The sequence below is a fragment of the Planctomycetota bacterium genome, from assembly GCA_035384565.1.
In the GTDB taxonomy this organism is placed as follows: Bacteria; Planctomycetota; PUPC01; order DSUN01; family DSUN01; genus DAOOIT01.
The window spans coordinates 78,749-95,218 of record DAOOIT010000001.1; the positions used below are offsets into that span (position 1 = coordinate 78,749).

Here is a 16,470-nt window from a genome sequence, read left to right on the forward strand (position 1 = left end):
CCCAAGCAAGAGCGCCTTCGGTCCTATCCGTCCCATCTATGGCTTCGTTGTCGCAGGCTCGGCGGCCTTGAAGGCGGCGGCCACGTCGTGCGGAGGCATGGCGCGGCTGTAGACCTTGAGGCCCCGTATCTGGCCCGTGACCTGGAAGGCTGCCCCAGGCTCGGCGCTGTACTGACCGACGTGGAGGGGGCCGCTCCACTTGGCGAGGATGGCGGCGCCCGCCTTCTCGGCGATCAGGCGGCCGTCCTGGTAGAGGCGAGCCGTCTGCCCGTCGTACGTGCCGACCACGTGGAGCCACTTGCCAGGCTCGGGCCGGCCGCCATCGCAGTCAATGCCGCCCACGTGCCAGCGCCAGTGCCCGCCGATGCGCTGGAGGAACCAGCCCGCCTGGTTCCAGTGGCCGCAACTGACGGGGATGGGCATCTGCCCCGCCGCGGCCATGTTCACCCACAGCTCGACGGTGAGGCGCTGGCCGAGGTCGAACTCGGGGCGGTGGTCGAAGGTGGCGTAGCCGCCGCCCGACACATCGAGGGCGCCGTTGGCGACCTTGGCGCCGCCGTGGAGGGTCCCTTTGGCCGTGCCGCCGCCGAAGAGGGCCGCGTCCGCATTCTCCGCGAAGGCGGCGACAAAGAGCGGCTCCTTGGTCTCGGCCAGGGGCGCAGCGGTGGCGGTGGCCGAGGCGTCGCTCTCGGCGCCGCGAGCGCTCACGGCCCGGACGACATAGGCGTGCTGCACACCATCGGGGGCCGTGGTGTCGCTGTAGCGCAGTTCGGTCGTCGGTTCGGCCGTCAGCCGTTGGAACTCAGCGGCGCCGGCCTTGGCTCGATAGACGTTGTAGCGGGCGCGCCCGACCTCCTGCCAGGTGAGGTCCACGCGGCCGGGCGCGGGGGTGGCCTTGAGGCCGGCGGGCGCGGGCGGCGGGGGTGGGGCGGGCACGGTGATGGTGGTGCGAATGGCCTTGCTCTGCCGCTCAGGGTTGCTGAGGAAGAGGGCATAGTGTTGCGGGCCGGGCTCGGCGGCGGGGTCGTCGTGCTGGAAGAGGGCGGTTTCGGCGAGCAACGTGTCCTTGGTCGCCTCGAAGTCGGGGGTCTTGCCGCGGTGGAGTTCCGCGGTGAGGCCGATGGTGCGGGCGGAACGTTCCCAGGACAGATGAACGATGCAATCGGCGTCCACCGTCGCCTTCAGTTCGGGCAGCGGGTCGGGGAGAGGGGGGTAGAGGAACTGGCGGTGCATGCCGGGCAAGAGCTTGGCCCCCGGCATGTCGGCCCTTGGGGCGGCCAGGGCGGCGCGGCGGCCGTTCTGGATGATGGCCAGCATCGCCTGATAGTGCTTGTCCTCGGTCGAGGCGAACGAGATGACGGGCTTGCCGTCGTCCTCGGGCACCGGCGCGGGCGGCGGGGCTTTGAAGTTCTCGACGGGCGTCACGCCGTGGGCGTAGCCGGTGCGCAGCACGAAGATGCGCTGGCGCGTGGGGTCCACCTTCCAGTTGCGGCACATGGCCGTGCCGTAGCCCTCCTTGCCGGCGGCGAGCGGGGCGCGGAGGATGCGGCTGAACTCGGGGCGCTCGAGGTTGAACCAGTCTCCGTCGAAGTACGTGTGGCACTTGTTGCAGCCGGCCGCGCTCATCTCGGCCTGGAGCGCCTTCTGAACGCCGTTCCACGCCTTCACCGAGCAGCCGTGGGTCGTGTAGTCCCACGTGCCGTGGAAGAGGCCGTTGGTGTCAATCCAGGCCATGATCAGGTCGCGCTCGGTGCGGGTGAGGTTGGGGATGCGGCCCTGCTCCTTGTGGCGGCCGACAAGTTCCTGGGCAAGCGGCGCGGCGCCCGAGCCGTGGAAGCGCGGCGGGCGGATCGGCACGGAGAAGAGGGCGGTGCCGTTCATGCAGTCAATGCCTGCGATCAGGTGGGCCATCACCTGGGTTTCGCGGCGGCTGATGAGGTTCTCGTAGCTGTTGGTGAAGTACTCGGTCCAGCCGCCCGTGAGGTCGAGCCGACCCTCGAAGCCCTTCTCGCCGCCGTGGCAGCTTACGCAGTGCCGGTTGAAGATGGGCTGCACCATGCTCGGGTAGTCCACGTAGCCCGTGCCCCACGACTCGGGCTGGAGCTTGCTGGGTTCGCGTTTGAGGGCGAGGATCTCGCTGGAAATGATGGGCGTGGAGTACTTGTGCTCGTGGCAGCCGATGCAGGAGCGGGTGACGCCCGGGACGGCCTGGACGAAGGTGCGCATGGATTGGACGAGACGGCCGTCGGCGTCGAGGGCCTGGAGGTAGAGGGCGCGGCCCGAGGGGGCCTCGAAGCAGGCCGAGCCGTCGGGCTCGACCGGGACGACCCCGTGGAAGATCTTGGAGCTCCACGCGAGGACGCCGCTCATGAGGAACACCTGGTTCATGGCGCCGCCGGGCGTGGGGCTGACGCGCGAGGTTTCCTCGATGACGCGGAGTTGCTTCACCTCGCCGCGCCGCACGCCGTGCTCGGCGAGGCCCTGGTAGACGTCGAGGACGAGGAAGCGGCCGGCCGCCTTCTCACGCTCCTTGCTGCTGGCAAGGACGGGTGGGACGGGCCGCGGCTTGACCAGCATGGGCGTGAAGCAGCAGATGTCGGGGTCGGAGTAGATCACCTCGCGATTGCCTTCGCGGTCGATCATCATCAGAGCGTTGCGCTTGGCCCCCGGCGGCCGGCCGCTGTAGAGCAGCACATCCCGCGAGATCGGCCACGGCTCGCACGACAGGCCGCGGTCGTTCGTGGGGTCGTTTGGGGTCTCGAAGTTGTAGATGGCGTCGGGGCTGTTCTTGCTCACGTGGGTGTTGATGATGGCCACCGTGCCGGTGGGAGTCGAGTTGTGGGGAGCGAAGGTGGAGGCGATCAGGTGCGGCGCATCGGGGACGGGCCGCGCGTCGAGCGTGGCCTCGGGGTGCACCATGTTGTTGGCGAAGAGGGCCGTCTCGTTCGTGCCGTCGGGGAAGATGGTCCACAGGCTCTGCTGCGTGAGGGCATTCTTGTCCACGTACTCCCAGCGGCCATGGAGGATGCGGCCGTCGGGCATCACGCAGGGGTCGAACTCGTTGACGTTGTTGACGGAGATGGGATGGATGTCGGAGCCGTCGGCGTTCATCACGTGCAGAATGTTGACGCCGGAGTTGAAGCAGGGCACGAGTCCGGCGGGCCGCGTGGAGGTGAAGAGGATGCGGCCGTCGGGCAGGTAGCAGGGTGCGATGTCGTGCATGCCGCCCATGCTGCCCTTGTAGCTGGCGCACGTCGAACTCGGGTCGGTCACCCGTCGCAGGCCGGTGCCGTCCACGCCGATCTCGTAGATGCTTGTCGAGCCGTTCGGCTCGCCTTTGAAGCAGAAGAGCAGCCTTTTCGCGTCCCAGGAGAGCTCCGGGTGGGTGTAGACGCCAACGCCGAGGGTGCCCGGCGTGGTCGGGTCAATGACCGGGCGGATCCTCCACTCGGCGGCGGGAGCCGAGGGGTTCTCGCAAATGTAGATGCCACCGCCGCCTGGGGGCCACTTGTAGTAGGTGTCGTAGATGTGAATGCCTGTGTACGAGTGGCGCTTGGTGAAGAGCAGCGGCGCATCGAGCAGGCCGCGGAGCGATTTCTTGGCTGGCGCGGACGGCGCGTCGGCTCCCCACGACGGGTTCGCCGCGACGAGAAGGGCCAGAGAAGCTGCGAGAAGGCAGCGGAGAGGGATTCGCTGGCTCATGCTCACGTCTCCATGCACATCGAGTCCGAAACAGCGGCCCCAACGTCGCCATTCTACCGCGCGAGCGTGCGCGCTGCAAGGCGAATGCGTTTGCCTCAGGCCGCGCCACAGCGTATGATGGCGGCGGAAAGGAGGCTCCCATGTCTACCTGCCACCTGTGTGAGAGGCCGGGCTGTGTGGCGCGGCACAGCCGCCGCCGCTTCCTCGCCGCCGCAGGCGCGACCACGATGGCGGCCAGGCTGGGGCTGCTGGACTTCGCGTCGTCGCTCTTCGCCCAGGAGGCCGCAAAGCCCGCGGGCAAGCCGCTGGTCAAGGTGGTCTTCGTGCGCCCCGACCAGGAGCCGATCGTGAGCTGGCCGGGCGGCAACTGCGACGTGCCCGCGCAGCAGGCCCTCTTCACGAAGACGCTCGAGGATGCGGCGAGGAAACTCGACGTTCAACTCGACATCCGCCACGCGCCGCTGAACAAGGCCGACGACATCGCGGCCCTGCTCGGCGTCCTTCAGAAGACACCGCCCGATGGCCTCCTCGTGGTGGCGATGAGCCTGTTCTTCTGGCAACCCGTCAACGACATCGTCGAGAAGCGTGGCGACGTGCCCACCATCGTCTACAGCCACGTCAGCGGCTTCACGCAGAACCTTCAGGTCGGGCGCAAGACGCCCAAGACCTTTGTCGGCGCAACCCACGAGGTCGCGTGGCTGGCCACCGCCCTCCGCATGTTCGCCGCCACCTGGCGCATGAAGAACACCCGCATCCTCATGCTCCGAAAGGCCGGCGACGACCTCACGCTCAAGCCCTGGGGCACCGTGGTGCATCCCATTGACCGCCCGCGTTTCGTCGAAGAACTCAAGAAGGTCGAGGAGACTGACGAGGTGCGCGCCATGGCCGACCTCTATGCCAGGAACGCCGCGAAGATCGTCGAGCCGTCGAAGGACGAGATCCTCACCGCCGCGAAGAACTACTTCACCATCCGCCGGCTCATGCAGTCCGAGGGCTGCCAGGGCGTGACCATTGACTGCCTCGGCTGGAAGGACCCCGTGTGCATGGCCTTCTCGCGCCTGCTCGACGAAGGGGTGGTCGCAGGCTGCGAGTGCGACCTCAACGCCGTCGTGGGCGAGCTGCTGAGCATCCACCTGCTCGGTCGTCCGGGCTTCATCCAGGACCCCTCCCCGAATACGGTGAACAACACCTTGATCGGCGCGCACTGCACCTCGCCCACGAGGCTCGAGGGCATGGACGCTCCGTACCGCGCGCCCTACTGGCTGCGCAGCTACCACACGCGCACGGGCGCCTCCGTGCAGGTCCTGTGGCCCGAAGGCAAGGACGCCACGGTGCTCCAGGCCAACGTCAACGGCGGCATCTGGGTGGGCACGGGGCGCGTGCGCTCGAACATCCCGCAGCCGCCGACCGGCTGCTGCCGCACCGCCGTGGAACTGGAGATGAACGGCGTGGCCGACACGCGCGACGTCAAGGGCTTCCACCAGCTCTTCCTGCTCGGCAACCTCGAGCGCGAACTGCGCGCCTACGGCCAGCTCGCCGGTATTCCCGTTGCCGCCATCGCCTGAAAAGCGGGGGGGAGGGGCCTGTTGTGAGGAGGCCCTTCGGCGCACCCCGCCGCCCATGGGGCTTCGTGTACAAGCCCCTAAGCCAGCCCCCTCATGCGATGGATGGCTTCGCCGGCGGGGACCATGGGGAAGACGTTCTCTTCGGGGTTGATGCGGAAGTCGAGGACCACGGGGCCGTCGGTGGCGAGGGCGTCTTCGAGGGCGGGGCGGACCTGGTCGGTATGCTCGACCCTAATGCCTTTGGCGCCATAGGCTTGCGCGACGGCGACGAAGTCGGGATTGCCATCGGAGAGAACCGTGGCGGAGTAGCGCTTCTTGAAGAACATCTCCTGCCACTGGCGGACCATGCCGAGGTAGCCATTGTTGAGGATGGCAACCTTGACGGGGAGCTTCCGGCGGACCACGGTGGCGAGCTCCTGGATATTCATCTGGAAGGAACCGTCGCCAGCGATGTCGAAGACGATCTGGCCTGGGCAGGCCACCTGGGCGCCCATGGCGGCTGGGAAGCCGTAGCCCATAGTGCCAAGCCCGCCCGAGGAGATGAAGTGGCGGGGCCGGCGATGGGTGAACCATTGGGCTGCCCACATCTGGTTCTGGCCCACTTCAGTGCAAATTATCGCCTCGCCTCTAGTTACATCGCAGATCTGCTGGATAACGTACTGGGGCTTGAGGGTGCCGTCGGCGTTGTTGTAGGAGAGGGGATGCTTGGCTTTCCACTCGGCGATGAGGGTAAGCCAGGGGGTGCGATCAACGGGTTGCACGAGTTTGACAAGCTGCCGGAGGATGTTGCGGGCGTCGCCGACGACGGGGATGTCTACCTGGATGCTCTTGGAGATGGAGGCGGGGTCAATGTCAATGTGAATGATGCATTCGCGCTGGGGAGCGAACTCGTCGAGCTTACCGGTGATGCGGTCGTCGAAGCGGGCGCCGATGGCGATGATGGTGTCGGCGTGCTGCATGGCGAAGTTGGCGTAGGCGGTGCCGTGCATGCCCAGCATCTTGAGCGAGAGAGGGTGGTCCTCTGGGAAGGCGCCGAGGCCCATAAGGGTCGTCGTGACGGGGATTTGCGAAGTCTCGGCGAGTTCGCGCACGAGGTCGGCGCAGCCGGCGATGATGGCGCCGCCGCCCACATAGATGAGGGGGCGCTGGGCCTTGTTGATGGCGTCGGCGGCGAGGCGGATCTGGCGGACGTTGCCCTTGGTGTGCGGCCTGTAGCCAGGGAGGCTGATCTCCTTGGGTGTGGGCACGTCGGTCTGGGCGGTGGAGACGTCCACGGGGATGTCAATGAGCACGGGGCCAGGGCGGCCCGTCTGAGCGATATGGAAGGCTGCACGGACGGTGTAGCCGAGTTTGGCGACATCGCGGACGAGGAAATTATGCTTCGTGATGGGCCGGGTGATGCCTACGATGTCGGCCTCCTGGAAGGCATCGTTGCCGATCAGGATGGTGCGCACCTGCCCCGTGAGGGCGACGAGGGGCACGGAGTCGAAATTGGCAGTGGCAATCGCGGTCACCAGATTGCATGCCCCGGGCCCGCTCGTTGCTATGCAGACCCCCACCTTGCCGCTGGCACGGGCATAGCCATCGGCGGCATGGCCCGCGCCTTGCTCGTGACGGGTCAGGATCACGTCAATGGGCGAGTCGTACAGCACATCGAAGATGGGGATCACAACCCCGCCGGGGATGCCGAAGATGTGCTTGACCCCCTCATCCACGAGGGTGTCCACCAGAATCTGAGCGCCGCTTCTACTCAAGGGAAAATGCCTTCTCCAAGCCAGGGATCGAGGTGTCAGTCGCCCTACGCAAAGCCTCTCGCCTCATCGGGTCACACGGGCGATTCAGAGCCGAAACCAACGCCGGAGACCAGGCTGCGAACCGCATGCACACGGCCCACTCCCAGCCTGGCGGCGGCCTCGCGCGCCAGGCTCCAGGCCCCGGCCTCGCACAGCCCGAAGAGCCCGGAGCCGCTCCCCGTCATGCACGTGCCCGCGAACAGGCCGATGTCGGCGAGACGCGCCTTCAGGCCCCGCAACTCGGGCTGAAGCTCGGACGCCGCGTGCTCGAGGCGATTGAAAAGCCCTTTGCCCACCCTTGCCACGTTGCCCTGGGCCAGGCTTTCCAGGAGCATGCTAGCGCGCGCCCGCTCCGAAGTCAAGCGCACCCGCCCGTACGCCGCCGCCGTCGAGACCCCGAACGGCGGGCACACGAGCACGTAATGGAACGTTGCGGCAGCCGGCGCCGGCTCCACCACCTCCCCGCGGCCCGTACAGTGCGCCGTGCCGCCATAGAGGAAGAATGCCACATCCGACCCCACGTCCGCCGCCACCTCGCGCAGTTCCTCGCGCGACAGCCCGAGGCCCCAGGCTTGGTTCAGGCCCACCAGCGTGCCCGCCGCGTCGCTGCTCCCGCCGCCCAGGCCCGCCTGTTGTGGGATGCGTTTCGTCAGCGCAAAGTGTGCGCCCCCCCGATAGCCCGTCCGCTCGCGCAGCGCCGCGGCCGCGCGCAGCACCAAGTTCCGCCCATTGGTCGGCAGCGACGGGTCCGAGCACTCCAGCGACAGCATCGGCTCGTCGCAGGGCGTGATCGCCAGGTCATCGAACAGGTCGATCGCCTGCATCACCGTGTCGAGGTCGTGGAACCCGTCCGGCCGCCGCCGCACGACCTCGAGGAACAGATTCAGCTTGGCGGGACAACGCACGAGGTTCATGCAGTGCGCCTATTGCTGCCCGTGTTCGAGGCGGGTGGGCTTCTCGCGCGCGCCCTCGGCCTCGACGATGGGCCACGAGGCACGCAAGGGCGATTTGTAGGGGCCGATCTTCCCGACGGGGATCGGCTGAAACCCCAGCTTGAACGCGGGCGATTCGGGCCGCAGGCGATAGTCGTCCTTCTCGGGCGCGACGAAGAGCGGGTCGGCGACGAGGGAATGGGTATCCTTGCCCAGGGCCTGCCAGGCAGCCCATTCGTCGGCGCCGGGCTTGTCCTTCGCGGGCTGGCCGACGAAGATCGGCAGGCCGTAGTGCCATATGAGGTTGTAGTCGAACTCGTTGCGGTCGAGCGGCACGTTGGCGTTCAGGCGGTAGAGGCGCGACTTCTCGCCGCGATAGGCCACGATGTTCCGGCGGAAGACGTTGCCCGTCATGATCTTGCCGTCGGGCAGCACGGCGTCCTTGGGGTGAAGCCCCATGTTCCGCATCGCTTTCCAGGCGGGCTGGTTGGCGACCGACTCGTAGCCCTTGACCATCGAGGGCAGGTGGCTCGTCCAGTACGAATGCTTGTCGGTCCAGCCGTTGTACTCCACCTGCTGGAGGGTGGCGTCAACCAGGATATTGTTCTCGATGAGGTTGTCGCGGCCGTTGTGCAGGTGCACGAGCCCGCGAATGCAGCGCGCGACGATGTTGCCGACCACGTCTACGCCGCCCGCATTGTCGTCGAGGTACACGCCCCAGCAGTAGTGAGGCGAGACCCACTTGCCGTTCTCCATGCCGAAGCCGATGAGGTCGTGGAAGAAGTTGTAGCGGATGACCGTGCCGCGGGACGAGATCCAGTCGCGTCCGCCGGTGTAGACGGCGCCGGTGTCGGCGGTTTCGAGGTTCACGTGGCGGATGTGGTTGAACTCGATGACGAGGTTGTTGCCGCTGAAGCCGATGCCCCAGCGGGGGCCGTCGTGGATGAGGTTGTGCGACGCGCGGTTGCCGCAGCCGTGGAGCGACACGCCGACGCCCTGTTTGTAGTAGACGCCCACGTGGTGGATGTAGTTGTTGTCGGCGTAGTTCTCGGCGGGGGTGAGCGTGATGCAGTCGCCGCCGCCGATCGAGATGGCGTCGCGGCCGATCTCGTAGAGGTCATTACCGACGACGCCGTTGCGCGCCCCGCCGCTCACGCTCACGCCGCTGCCGCCATAGTCGCCCACGTTGCGGATCGTGTTGCCTGCGATCAGGCAATCGGAGGCGTCCTTGAGCACGACGGCGGTGCCCTCGCAGCACTCGATGGTGAAGCCCTGGAATGCAATGTGCGCGGCGCCCTTGCCGATCTCAATGATGGTGCGCAGCGTGGGCGCGTAGACGGGCCGGCCCGCCAGGGGCTCGGGCGGCCAGAAGTAGAGCATGCCCGCCTTGGCGTCGAGATACCACTCGCCCGACGCATCGAGTTCCTCGAGAAGGCCCTGCACGTAATAGCGGTCGCCGGGGCGGATGGGATACGAGCAGTCGCCCGCGAGGGTGATGAGACGTTTCTCGCGGTCAATCGAGGCGATGCGGACGATGTTGTTCCACCAGTTGTAGCGGGGGAAGACGAAGACTTCGCCCTCCTGGGGGTTCGCCCACGCGCGGGCGTCGGCCTCCTTGTAGTGGAGCGTGCGGCGGCTCTCGCCGGGCACGTCCTTGTACATGGGGATGAACGTGCCGTCGGCGTAGGCCCAGCCGCCGCCGTACGGGTTGTCGGGGTCGTAATTGGGGTAGCGGGCGAGGGGCTGGCGTTTGCCATTGAAGAAGAGCTGGCGGAAGGCGATGCCCTTGAAGCCCTGGGCATTCACATCGGCTTTCAGAATGCTGCCCCGGTGCGGGGTGAAGCCCGTGATGGGCTTGCCGCCGATGAGGGCGGGCCGCTCGCTGGGGTACGCGCGGTACACGATGGGCGCCTCGGCCGTGCCGGAGTCCTCGAGGCCGAGCGTGAAGGTCCGCGACAGGAAGTGCATGCCGCCGCGCACGAACACCGTGGCGCCGGCAGGCAGGCGCTGATCGGCCTTCCGCTTGCGCAACTCGTCGCGGGCGCGCTCCAGCGAGGCGAAGGGCCTGGCCTGGGAGCCGTCCCACGCATCGTTGCCATCGGTGGCCACGAACAGCACGCATTCGCCGGGCCGCGTCGGTTTGGGCATGGTCTTGCCTCCGAAACAGCCGAGGAGAAGCAGCACGCCGCCGCCGAGACACAGAGCTGTCCATTGCCGGTTCATGGCCGCCTCCTCTTGCAGGTTGTGCTACGGGGGGCCGCGCAGTCAAACGGGGCGGGGAGGGGGCTCACTCCCCGCCGGAGTACTCCGCGAGCTTGAGGCAGATGGCGTCCTGCGCATCGCGCACGTCGGCCAGGCTCGAGCGGAACTCGTTGACAAGAATCGAGAAGGCCAACAGCCGCCCCCCGCGCGTATCCAGGTAGCCCGAAAGGGCTGAGACGCCGGCGATGTAACCGGTCTTGGCGAACAAGTGGCCCTTCAGACTGTCGAGTCGCCGCGAGAGCGTGCCCTCGCCGGGCTCGGCGAGCGAGTGCAGGTAGAGGGCGCCCCATCGGCGGCCGTTTGCGTAGCAGAGGAGTTGGACCAGTTGCCGCGCGCTGAAGCGGTTGGTGCGCGCGAGGCCCGAGCCGTCGAAATAGCTGATCGCGCCGGTCACGCCCGCGTCGCGCAGGAACTTCTCGACGACGCCTGCGCCGGCCACCCACGTGCCCTGGCCGGCCTTCTCGCGGCCGAGGGTCTTCAGGATCAGCTCGGCGTAGAGGTTCTGGCTGTTGCGGTTGGCCACGGTCACCGCGTCCCTGAGGAGCGATGTGGTCGTGATCAACTCGCTCGTCTTGGCCGGTTCGATGCGCTCGGGCGGGGTGAGGAGGCGGACGGGGCCTCCGACGCGGATGCCCTTGGCCTCGAGCACCTCGGCGAAGACGGTGCCGGTGTAGAGGGCGGGCTCGTGGATGGTGATCCACATCTGGAGGGGCGCGCCCTGGGCTCGGATCTCGCCGGAAATGGTGAGGCGGTTCTCGCCCTTGCGGCGGCTCACGAGCACCTGATTGCCGCCGAGCCGTGCCTTGGTCGTGCGGCACGTGGTCACGAGGTCCACATACGAGGTGGGGGGGTCGGTCGAGGCAATGGCCGTGTCGCCCGGCTTGGTACCGGGCCGCACCGTGACGAAAACGCAGTTGTCGTTGAAGGTCAGCGCGCTCACGGGCGCGCAGTACCAGGCCTGGAACTGGTTAGGCGGCCAGCCGGGGTGGAGGTGCTGGCGGTCGAAGTAGCTCTCGTCGGCCACGATGCCGCCGCGCACGCTCTTGATGCCGGCCTTGGCCACGGCGTCGGCCCACTCGGCGAGCACGGCCGTGGTCTTGCCCTGGTGGAAGCGGCCCGAGAGGCTCGGGTCGCCGCGGCCCACCAGCAGCAGGTCGCCTTCGAGCACACCGTTGGCGAGCACCTTGCCGCACGCGGATACGGTGGTGCGGAACTCGAAGTCGGGCCCCAGCAGCTCGAGGGCGGCGGCCGTGGTCGCCAACTTGTTGTTCGACGCGACGATGAGCGGCTGGCCCCCGTTGCTGTCGAAAAGCCAGTCGCCGTTCGAAAGGTCCATCACGGCCACGCTAACCCGCGCGCGCCGCAGAGCGGGCGCGTCGGCGAGCTTGGTCAATTCATCGGCGAGCTGCTTGCGGTTGAGGCCCTGGGGCTTCGGGGGGGACGCGACGGCCTTCGTGGCCGCAGGGGCAGCAGCACAGGTCGCGGCGAGGAACAGCAGGGAGGCCGGGATGAGCACGCGGAGCGGAAAGAGCGGCAATCGGCGACCCCATCATTCGGGCTTCAGGCGGCGGAGGTCGTCCTGCGCCAGCCACTCCCACTCGGTGTGGGGGTACTTGGCGACAACGTGCTGGAAGGTCTCGCGGGCCTTGTCGAGCTGGGCGCCGTACTCGTAGCAGCGGGCGGCATAGTACCAGGCGGCCGGGGCAAGCGCGCTGTCGGGGTGGCGTTCGGCGAGGGAGCGGAACCCTGCCAGCGCCCTATCGAAGTCACGGGCCGCGAAATGCTCGCGCGCCACGTTGAACTCGCGCACGGCTGGCGGATTGGGGCGGAACCAGTCCCACGGGTGCCACCAGTGCTCGCGGAGCTGGTCCTCGGGCGGGCCGGCCTTCAGCGCCACCAGGTCCTGGCGGGCGAACACGGCCCAGTCGGTCTGCGGGTAGTCCTTCATGATGCGCCGGCAGGCGGCCATGGCCTCGGCGCGATTGCCCGCGTAGTACTGCGAGCTGGCGAGGTAGTAGAGCGCGGCAGGCTCGAGCGGATTCCTCGGGTAGGTGGCGAGGAAGCGCTGGAAGAGGAACGCGGCCTCGGCGTATTGGCGCTTCTTGTAGAGGGCGCGGCCTGCATCGTAGCGCCCCACGGGCGTGGGGCTGGCCTGCGACCAGAGGGTCTCGAGGCGCGCGCGGGCCTTCGCATCAGCTCCCGCGCCCGGCCCGCAGCCGGCCAGGGCCGCGAGCAGGCCGGCAAGGGCCACAGACGTCCGCCGGGAACTCCGCATGCCAGCATTCTCCTCCAGCACGCTCGCAATGAGCTTGCGCGACACAAGGTGTACCCTAGCAAAACCGCGCCGGCGAGTCAAGGCGCACAAACACGGAACGCCAAGGCCAGGAGGCATTGCCCCCCCTGGCCTTGGGTGCGCTGAACGGTCAGATGCCGCGGGCCGCTCACACCTCGTTGGGCACGACGAAAGGCTTGCGATAGTCGCGCGTGAGCAGCTTGTTCGCCTCGTCGGCCCGCTCGCCGACGAACTTCTCTTCCTTCTGGTCGAACGTGAGCACGGGGCCGACGGTGTAGGTGAGCGAGTCGTCTATCTTGATGTCGCGGTACTTCATCCGCCACTCCATCTTCTCGAGGGCGGCCTGGGCGGCGGGGCTGGCGGCGAAGACCTTACGGCTCTCGGCGAACGGCACGGGCTTGCCGAGGCGGTAGGCGATGTTGCCCAGGTGGCACAGCACGCACGAGAGATGGCCCTGGAGCACATCGGCCACGAGGTCCTCGTGCTTGCGGCTGCGCATGGCGCGGAGGAAGTTCTCGAAGCTGTCGCCGCCGGCGCCCATGTTCACCTCGATGGGTGGCAGCGGCTCCTTCTTGCCGCCCTTGGGCGTGAAGCCGCCGGGGGTGATCTCGCCCTGCTCGGTCACGAAGGCGTTGTCCACCACGGCGGTCCGGGGAATCCCCTTCTTCTCGTCGCCGTTGCCGGTGAGGTTGCAGGCCTCGTAGATGAGCTGGTAGTCGCCATAGTCGAACACCGTGAGGTGCGCGTTAGGCGTCTCGCACGGGTCGTTCCAGCCGAAGCGGCCGCCCATGGTGAGCACCTTGATCGGCTTGGTGAGGGCCTCGTCGGGCAGCGCCCAGCGAGCCAGGTCCATCTGGTGCACGCCCTGGTTGCCGATCTCGCCGTTCCCGAAGTCCCAGAACCAGTGCCAGTTGTAGTGCACGAAGGTGCGCGAGAAGGGCCGCTCGGGCGCGGGGCCGAGCCACAGGTTGTAGTCGAGATTCGGGGGCACGGGCTCGGGGTCCACCTTCTTCACGGCGCCGCGGGGCTTGGAGGCCCAGCCGTACGAGATGAGCAGCTTGCCGAGCTTGCCCGAGCGGGCCAGGGCGGTGGCCTTGGCCCAGCCCGTGTTGCCGCGACTCTGCGAGCCGTGCTGCACGATGCGCTGGTACTTGCGCGCGGCCTCGACCAGCTTGCGGCCCTCGAAGACGTTGTGGCTCAGCGGCTTCTCGACGTAGACGTCCTTGCCCGCCTGCACCGCCCAGATGCTCATCAGCGAATGCCAATGGTTGGGCGTGGCGATCGAGAGGGCGTCCAGGTTCTTGTCCTCGAGCGCCTTGCGCACGTCCTGCACGCACGTGGGCAGCTTGGCGGGGTCAAGGAGCTTGCGCACCTCGTCGAGCTGCTTGGCGCGTTCGGCCTCGAGCTTCTTCTTCTCGTCGCCCGCGGCCTCCTTGGGCACCTCGACCTCCTTCATGCCTTTTTCCTTCATGATCTCTTTGATCAGAGGGGCCTCGAAGGAGCGCAGGTGGTTACCGAAGGTGTTCTTGTCCACGTCAATCAGATAGGTGACCACGGCATCCTTAGAGCCGCGGAAGGCGCCGATGTGCGAGCCGCCCCGCCCGTTGATGCCGGCCACGCCGACGTTGATCCGCTCGTTGGCCCCCAGCACGGGCCGCGCCCGGGTGCCAATGATCAACCCCGCGCCCGCGAAGGCCAGCGAGCCTTTCAGGAAAGCTCGACGCGACACGTTGCTCATGCTTGCTCCTTTCGCCATTCCGGTATGCCTCTTATATAGCCAATCGGCCCGAGGATTGCAAGGCCGGGTGGCAGCCAAGTTGAAATGCAGGCCGCCGCCCGGTACACTGCCTGCGTCCTTGAGGCTGCGACCGAAATCCATAGGAGGAGATGCCGCTCGTGACCTCCACGCGGATCATGTTCGGCGCCCTGGCGGCGCTCGTTCTCGCGTCACCCACTCGGGCCGCCGCGCCCAGGCCAGACGAGTGGACCCGCTTCCGCGGCCCCAACGGCACTGGCATCAGCCCTGCCACGGGCATCCCCGTCAAGTGGGCCGACACGGACTACAAGTGGAAAATCACCCTGCCGGGCACCGGCCACTCGTCGCCGGTGCTCTGGGGCGACAAGCTGTTCATCACCTGCGGCGACAAAGAGACCGCCCAGCGCATCATCCTGTGCCTCAAGGCCGGCGACGGCTCGACCCTGTGGGAGAAGCGCTACGAGTCGGCTGCCACAGTCGTCAACAAGGATAACAGCTTCGCCTCCTCCACGCCCGCGGTGGACGCCGACCACGTCTACGTCACCTGGACGACGCGCGAGGAGATCAACCTCCTGGCCCTCGACCACTCGGGCAAGGAGGTCTGGCGCCGCAACTTCGGCGAGTTCATCAGCGAGCACGGCAGCGGCGTTTCCCCCGTCGTCGTCGGCGAGCTCGTCATCCTGCCCAACGACCAGGAGGGCAACAGCAGCCTCATCGCCGTAGACCGCAAGACGGGCGCCGACCGCTGGACCGTGCTCCGCACGACCACCAAGGCCGCCTACGGCACCCCTTGCCTCTACCAGCCCGAGGGCGGGCCGCCCGAGCTCATCTTCATGTGCCAGAGCCACGGCGTCACCAGCGTGGACCCCGCCACGGGCAAGGTCAACTGGGAACTCAAGGATGCCTTCCCCCTTCGCGTAGTCACCTCGACCGTTCTGGCCGACGGCCTCGTGGTCGGCAGTTGCGGCGTCGGCGGCATCGCGCGGCGGTTCGTCGCCGTCCGGCCCGGCTCGACGAAGGACGGCACGCCGCCCAAGCTCGTGTGGGAGGAGAAGAAGGGCATCCCCTACGTGCCCACCCCCATCGCCAAGGACGGCAAGCTGTTCCTGTGGACCGACAACGGCGTAGTGCGGTGCCTGCGTGCCGCCACCGGCGAGATGCTTGGCGAGACGCGGTTGCAGGACCTCTTCTACGGCTCGCCGGTTTGGGTCGAGGGGCGGCTGTACTGCATTTCGCGCAAGGGCGTGGTCCACATCGTCAGTGCCGACGAGAAGCTCGAGCCACTGGCCGCCAACCCTCTGGGCGAGGGCAGCCACGCCACCCCCGCCATCGCCGGCGGCGTGCTCTACCTGCGCACGTTCAGCCATCTGTTCGCCATTGAGGGGAAGAAGTAACGTGCCCCTCTGCAAGGCCGAGGCGATTGCGATTCGCCTCCAGGACTTCAGCGAGACGAGCCAGATCGCGTGGTTCTACACCCGCGAGTTCGGGCGCATTTCGGCCCTGGCCAAAGGCTCGAAACGCGAGCGCAACAACTTCGAGGGCCGCCTCGACCTGCTGTGCCACAACGAGATCGTCTTCGCCCGCAAGAGCCGCACCACGCTGCACATCCTCACCGAATGCAAACTGCTCGACCGCTTCATGGGCCTGCGAGCGGGGGTTGACCGCCTCTACGCGGCGCTGTATGCTGCCGAGCTGGTGCGCGAGATGACGCCGCCCGAGGAGAGCCAGCCGCCCCTTTTCGACCTGCTGCTGGACACGCTGCGGGCGCTGAGCGGCGGCGAGCTCGTGGACGCCGTGTTGCTGCGCTTCGAGGTGCATCTGCTCGCGCTCGCGGGCTACGCGCCGATGCTGCGCGCCTGCGTGGCGTGCCAGGCGACCGACTTGCCGAGGGGTTCGGCAGCCTACAGCTCTGCCCTCGGCGGCGTGCTGTGCCGGGCCTGCAAGGCGCGCGACCCGAAGAGCGTGGGCGTGCCCCGAAGCGCGCTCGACACCCTCGAGCGCCTGGCCGGCGGCGAGGCCACGGCCGCGGCGGCCGCCCAGCTCTCGCAGGGGATTCTCGTCGTGCTGCGCAAGTTGATGAAGGCCACGATCACCCACCACCTGGGCGAGGAACCGAGGTTGATGCGATATGTGTGAGAGCTCCAAAGTCGCTGGGCGGAGACGCCCC

General features: G+C 67.7%; 10 protein-coding genes. 3 read left to right on the plus strand and 7 right to left on the minus strand.

What is annotated here, in order from left to right; genetic code table 11:
- Positions 1–36: 36 nt before the first annotated feature.
- A complete protein-coding gene (locus tag PLE19_00230; protein ID HPD13342.1) occupies positions 37–3,702 on the minus strand; it encodes a hypothetical protein in 3,666 nt (1,221 codons plus the stop codon).
- A 140-nt stretch (positions 3,703–3,842) separates the two neighbouring features.
- Between PLE19_00230 and PLE19_00235 the strand changes: the two genes are divergently transcribed.
- Positions 3,843–5,267, plus strand: coding sequence for a hypothetical protein (locus PLE19_00235; GenBank protein HPD13343.1), 1,425 nt, complete (start codon positions 3,843–3,845; stop codon positions 5,265–5,267).
- A gap of 77 nt (positions 5,268–5,344) precedes the next feature.
- Here PLE19_00235 and ilvB read toward each other — a convergent pair whose 3' ends face one another.
- The 6 genes from ilvB to PLE19_00265 form a co-directional block, all read right to left on the minus strand.
- On the minus strand, positions 5,345–7,021 hold the full coding sequence (gene ilvB / locus PLE19_00240; protein ID HPD13344.1) for a biosynthetic-type acetolactate synthase large subunit: 1,677 nt from the start codon (positions 7,019–7,021) through the stop codon (positions 5,345–5,347).
- 71 nt (positions 7,022–7,092) lie between these two features.
- Positions 7,093–7,974 carry a 4-(cytidine 5'-diphospho)-2-C-methyl-D-erythritol kinase gene (ispE, locus tag PLE19_00245; GenBank protein ID HPD13345.1) on the minus strand — a complete coding sequence of 294 codons (882 nt, stop codon included), beginning with the start codon at positions 7,972–7,974 and terminating at the stop codon, positions 7,093–7,095.
- Positions 7,975–7,983: 9 nt separating this feature from the next.
- On the minus strand, positions 7,984–10,215 hold the full coding sequence (locus tag PLE19_00250; protein HPD13346.1) for a right-handed parallel beta-helix repeat-containing protein: 2,232 nt from the start codon (positions 10,213–10,215) through the stop codon (positions 7,984–7,986).
- Positions 10,216–10,279: 64 nt separating this feature from the next.
- Positions 10,280–11,791 (minus strand): D-alanyl-D-alanine carboxypeptidase/D-alanyl-D-alanine-endopeptidase, encoded by a 1,512-nt coding sequence (dacB, locus tag PLE19_00255; protein ID HPD13347.1) that lies wholly within the window; start codon positions 11,789–11,791, stop codon positions 10,280–10,282.
- Between the two features lie 12 nt (positions 11,792–11,803).
- A complete protein-coding gene (locus PLE19_00260; GenBank protein ID HPD13348.1) occupies positions 11,804–12,529 on the minus strand; it encodes a tetratricopeptide repeat protein in 726 nt (241 codons plus the stop codon).
- Between the two features lie 166 nt (positions 12,530–12,695).
- Positions 12,696–14,285: a Gfo/Idh/MocA family oxidoreductase gene (locus PLE19_00265; protein HPD13349.1), complete on the minus strand. Its 1,590-nt coding sequence runs from the start codon at positions 14,283–14,285 to the stop codon at positions 12,696–12,698.
- A 158-nt stretch (positions 14,286–14,443) separates the two neighbouring features.
- On the opposite strand from PLE19_00265, the gene PLE19_00270 reads away from it, so the two are divergent.
- Together PLE19_00270 and recO are read left to right on the plus strand one after the other, a co-directional pair.
- The gene (locus PLE19_00270; GenBank protein ID HPD13350.1) at positions 14,444–15,697 is read left to right on the plus strand and encodes a PQQ-binding-like beta-propeller repeat protein; all 1,254 of its coding nucleotides are present in this window, start codon (positions 14,444–14,446) and stop codon (positions 15,695–15,697) included.
- 1 nt (position 15,698) lies between these two features.
- Positions 15,699–16,439, plus strand: a complete 741-nt coding sequence (gene recO / locus PLE19_00275) for a DNA repair protein RecO (protein HPD13351.1) — start codon at positions 15,699–15,701, stop codon at positions 16,437–16,439.
- Positions 16,440–16,470: the final 31 nt, after the last annotated feature.

What these genes read in the sequence shown, in the direction of transcription:
- PLE19_00230 (HPD13342.1), bottom strand. Translation starts at nt 3,702, where the DNA reads ATGAGCCAGCGAATCCCTCTCCGCTGCCTTCTCGCAGCTTCTCTGGCC.
- PLE19_00235 (HPD13343.1), top strand. Translation starts at nt 3,843, where the DNA reads ATGTCTACCTGCCACCTGTGTGAGAGGCCGGGCTGTGTGGCGCGGCAC.
- ispE (HPD13345.1), bottom strand. Translation starts at nt 7,974, where the DNA reads ATGAACCTCGTGCGTTGTCCCGCCAAGCTGAATCTGTTCCTCGAGGTC.
- PLE19_00250 (HPD13346.1), bottom strand. Translation starts at nt 10,215, where the DNA reads ATGAACCGGCAATGGACAGCTCTGTGTCTCGGCGGCGGCGTGCTGCTT.
- PLE19_00260 (HPD13348.1), bottom strand. Translation starts at nt 12,529, where the DNA reads ATGCGGAGTTCCCGGCGGACGTCTGTGGCCCTTGCCGGCCTGCTCGCG.
- PLE19_00265 (HPD13349.1), bottom strand. Translation starts at nt 14,285, where the DNA reads ATGAGCAACGTGTCGCGTCGAGCTTTCCTGAAAGGCTCGCTGGCCTTC.